This is a genomic window from Serratia sp. CY33525, assembly GCF_052169115.1.
Taxonomy (GTDB): Bacteria; Pseudomonadota; Gammaproteobacteria; order Enterobacterales; family Enterobacteriaceae; genus Serratia; species Serratia sarumanii.
In genome coordinates, this window is sequence record NZ_JBJNLK010000022.1 from 1 (window position 1) to 3,500 (window position 3,500).

The 3,500-nt window shown below is 49.7% G+C and carries 3 protein-coding genes and 2 pseudogenes; all 5 read right to left on the bottom strand.

Annotated elements, in window-relative coordinates:
- Positions 1-632 (bottom strand): annotated as a pseudogene (locus ACJ8IM_RS25075) (RHS repeat domain-containing protein); the annotation flags it as partial.
- A 148-nt stretch (positions 633-780) separates the two neighbouring features.
- Positions 781-1,134, bottom strand: coding sequence for a hypothetical protein (locus tag ACJ8IM_RS25080; RefSeq protein WP_033655354.1), 354 nt, complete (start codon positions 1,132-1,134; stop codon positions 781-783).
- Between the two features lie 3 nt (positions 1,135-1,137).
- Positions 1,138-2,376 (bottom strand): annotated as a pseudogene (locus ACJ8IM_RS25085) (RHS repeat domain-containing protein); the annotation flags it as partial.
- A gap of 244 nt (positions 2,377-2,620) precedes the next feature.
- Complete coding sequence (locus tag ACJ8IM_RS25090; RefSeq protein WP_033655358.1) at positions 2,621-2,950, bottom strand: barstar family protein; 330 nt, start codon at positions 2,948-2,950, stop codon at positions 2,621-2,623.
- On the bottom strand, positions 2,950-3,500 hold a 551-nt coding region (locus tag ACJ8IM_RS25095; RefSeq protein WP_326830677.1), incomplete at its 5' end, for an RHS repeat-associated core domain-containing protein. The genes ACJ8IM_RS25090 and ACJ8IM_RS25095, both read right to left, overlap by 1 nt.

The following is a 3,500-nucleotide window of genomic DNA, read 5'->3' on the forward strand; positions in this document are numbered from 1 at the left end:
ACCGTCTGGCCCTGCAGCTTGCCGAAGGTGTCGTATTGCCCGGACCAGCACAGGTTGCCCGCCGCGTCGGTCACCTCCAGCGGCGCGCTGTTCAGATCGGTGTGATACCAGTAAATATCCGCCGAGCGGCTGTCGCCCGCCTGCTCCAGCGCCGCCAGTGGGCTCCACGGGCTGGCCGGATCGTAGCTCCAGCTGCGGCGGCTGCCGTCGTCGCGCTGCTCCTGCAGCAACCGGTAGCCCTGCCACAGGAAACGGGTCGTCTGTTCGGTTTTGCCCTTATAGCGCACCGCCTTGCGGCTGCGGCGGCCCAGCGCGTTGTAATGATACTGCGCCTCGAACTCGCCCTGCGGGCCGCGGCCATGCGCCTGCACCAGCCGGTTGTCGGCGTCGTAGCGGTAGTGCTGTTCATACAGGCCGTTGCGCCGGCTGATCAGGTTGCCCCAGGCGTCGTAACGGTAAAACAGTTTTTGCCAGTGCGTCAGCTGGTTATCGGCGATCGGCGCCAGCGGCAGGTGCGCGTCGATGTCGCTCTGCGGGCTGCGCTCGCCCAGCAGGTTATCCGCCAAATCGTACACCAGCCGCGCGCCCGGTTTACCCTGATTAGGTTCGCGGTGTTGCAGCAGGCGGCCTTTGATGCAACTAACAATCTAATGTTTTTACTCTTCCTTTTTTATTTTTAAAGAACCTAATATCTCCTTTTTAAGCTTTTATCTTATATCTCATATTTAATGCTGCTCACTAAAGAGCCCCAAAGAAAGGATCCTTTCGACAGCTTGTCGGTCACTCTTCTTCGATGCACTCATCACTTATGATCGATAATCCATCAAGTTGATTAAACGCATTCTTCAAGAATTTGTACCTGCTGAGTTTTTCTGGATTCTTCCCATTAGTGAAAGACACCTTAATTATCGTGCTAAACTCTTTGTTATCTTCCTCTAACCACTCATTAGAGTGAGGAATATAATTATCAGTAATGGTTAACTTGTCTGCATAAAGGCCAGTATATGCAAAGTAAACACCAAAATAGGAACTGTCATACTCCGAGCAAGTTACATCCCATTTATCGTCCAGTAATTTGCTCACTTCTTTTTTTGATATAACACTGCCATATTTTAAAAAATATAATTTCTTCATAATTTATCCACCACATTTACCAGGTATTCTAGTTCCCTTTCCTTTAGCCTTAACTTCAGCAGCAGACTCAAAGACCATTGCGTTCACAGGTCTACCTCCTGACATTTTAGATAATTTTTGCAATGTATCATCAATACCTAATTTCTTAGCCATTTCACTACCCATATCAATTGGTCCAGTGCGCCCTCCTTTTCCTATTCCCAGCTGTTCTGCTTTTTGATATAGCTCAGGATGTGAAATAGCAACGTCAAAATCACTAACACGGCCAACATCAAATGGTTGACCTGTAGAGAAACTTACCCCCGATACGGAGCTTCCTTGCATATATGAAACTGTGCCGGGATATCCTAATTTACTCATTCCTGCCTGTAATGCTTCACCGAATTGTTTAAATTGGCCGAAACTATTAAAGCCATGTGGAACTCCTTCTACAGATAACCCCAACGGATCCACCCACATCAGCGGGTTCGGCGCATACTGATACAGGTTCAACCCGCCGCGCAGCCCTATCGGATCCTGCGTGGTGAAACGCCCCACCTCGGGTTCGTAGTAGCGGAACAGGTTGTAGTGCAGGCCGCTTTCGTCGTCCTGATATTGCCCGGCGTAGCGCAGCGGCTGCTGGTATTGCGCGCCCTGCCGCTTCGCCGCACCGGCCACCGTCTGGCCCTGCAGCTTGCCGAAGGTGTCGTATTGCCCGGACCAACACAGGTTGCCCGCCGCGTCGGTCACCTCCAGCGGCGCGCTGTTCAGATCGGTGTGATACCAGTAGATATCCGCCGAGCGGCTGTCGCCCGCCAGCTCCAGCGCCGCCAGTGGGCTCCACGGGCTGGCCGGATCGTAGCTCCAGCTGCGGCGGCTGCCGTCGTCGCGCTGCTCCTGCAGCAACCGGTAGCCCTGCCACAGGAAACGAGTCGTCTGTTCGGTTTTGCCCTTGTAGCGCACCGCCTTGCGGCTGCGGCGGCCCAGCGCGTCGTAATGGTACTGCGCTTCGAACTCGCCTAGCGGGCCGCGGCCATGTGCCTGCACCAGCCGGTTGTCAGCGTCGTAGCGGTAGTGCTGTTCATACAGGCCGTTGCGCCGGCTGATCAGGTTGCCCCAGGCGTCGTAACGGTAAAACAGTTTTTGCCAGTACGTCAGGCGGTTATCGACAATCGGCGCCAGCGGCAGGTGCGCGTCGATGTCGCTCTGCGGGCTGCGTTCGCCCAGCAGGTTATCCGCCAGATCGTACACCAGGGTTTGCCCTGATTGGGCTCGCGGTGTTACAGCAGACTGCCTGCTCTACAATAAATACTTGGAATATTTAATTTCATATATTTTTTAAAGAGCAGTGCATTGTTTTTTCACGATTTAATTAATCAAAGAAAGGATTCCGATGAACGTTCTGGCTTCATTACCCATATGAAATCTACTTTATCGAGATATATCTAGCGTTTAATCGCTAAAAGTAATAATCGAGAAGCCGTGAAGCCTTTTCGACTCTACCAAGCTACCTCAACAATAAAACAATCGAAGGCTCCTGGCCTTTTTCTTTGCATTTTAAGCTTACGTTTTCAATAGTGAATATTAATGTTTCTTTTATTTCCTCTGATGCTAAAGAGAAATGATAAAGCTCCATTAATAAATACTCAGAAGCTGCTACATGAATCTTAGTCATTTCATCTTGTGGATAGCGTAAGCTGAAAAAACAATCAATTAATGCATTGATATTCCTACCAAAAAAATCAGGAAACCCAAATAAACCAGATAACTCAGTATAAAAATCATCCAGCGTTTTTATCTTGGCAAAATCTATTTTGACTTTCTGCCCTATTTCCATTATTTCCACCCTCCAAGATCGATCTCTATAAACGAATCATAATGATCATGAGTATAATAAGCTTTACCTGTCTTCGTATCAACTACCACACGCCTCGCTCCATTCCCACCTACATCTGGTGTCTTAACAGTCCATTCTTTATATGGTCCACTACCAGTGTTAAGACGCTGGCTATTAGAGTTGCCAATAGAGTGCGTATTGCTAAATGTTGTTCCATCATTTGAATAGTGAGGTTTGTTTAATTTAATTCTATCAACTGTGTTTTGTAGCTCACGCATATCTCTTTTAGACATTGCGTGCCCCCATTTATCTTTAATAACCGCATGTGCTTGCTTAGGATTTTTAGCAGAATGGCTACATGTCAACCCAAACGGATCCACCCACATCAGCGGGTTCGGCGCATACTGATAAAGGTTCAACCCGCCGCGCAGCCCTATCGGATCCTGCGTGGTGAAACGCCCCACCTCGGGTTCGTAGTAGCGGAACAGGTTGTAGTGCAGGCCGCTTTCGTCGTCCTGATATTGCCCGGCGTAGCGCAGCGGCTGCTGGT